Genomic DNA, 664 nt, shown 5'->3' on the forward strand with positions numbered 1-664 from the left:
CGAGCGAGGCACCCGCCCCGCGACCGCCGGCCAGGCCACTGTCGGAACCCCCGTCTCCCGTGGGCCGCCTCCCGGAAGAGGGCCGGCTGACATCTTGGGTGCCGCTCGTACCAGGTGCCGCCGAACCGTCGACCGAGTCGCCGCCCAACGCCCCGCTGTGTATCGGGCACCGTGCCTCCGCACCCCGCACAGACGCCAACTCATCGCTCGCGGCCGGCATGGACGACGTGGTGGCCAGCGACGGCGCGCCGGTCGCGGTCGAGACGGCACCGACCTCGTCAACGGAGTCCGAGCCAGGGTCAGAGCCGGAACCCGATTCCACCCCCTCCGTGAGGGCGTTCAGCGCGGCACGCATCAGCAACCGCTCGGACCGACCATCGGAGGTGTCCATCAGAAAGCAGCCGTTGGCGATGATCTCCCACACGGCTCCCGCCCCCTGCCCGCGCCGCCGCAGCACGACCTCCCCGTACGGGCCCTCGCGCCGCTCGACGGTCACCGGCCGGTCATCGGTGTCGTACGGCACAGACTCGTACGCCACAGACTCGTACGGCGCGGACTCGAACGGCGCGGCGGACATGGCGCTGACCTCCGAAGGTGTTGCGGCACAAGGCAGACGGGCGGAACCGGGCCATTTTCGCCACAGCCGGGTGAGGCGGTCCAACGC

General features: G+C 71.7%; 1 pseudogene. It reads right to left on the reverse strand.

The annotated features are described in order from the left end of the window. Positions 1-577: pseudogene (locus tag KUM32_RS44120) on the reverse strand (hypothetical protein); the annotation flags it as partial. Positions 578-664 lie beyond the last annotated feature (87 nt).

This window comes from Streptomyces sp. AC627_RSS907 (genome assembly GCF_019049165.1).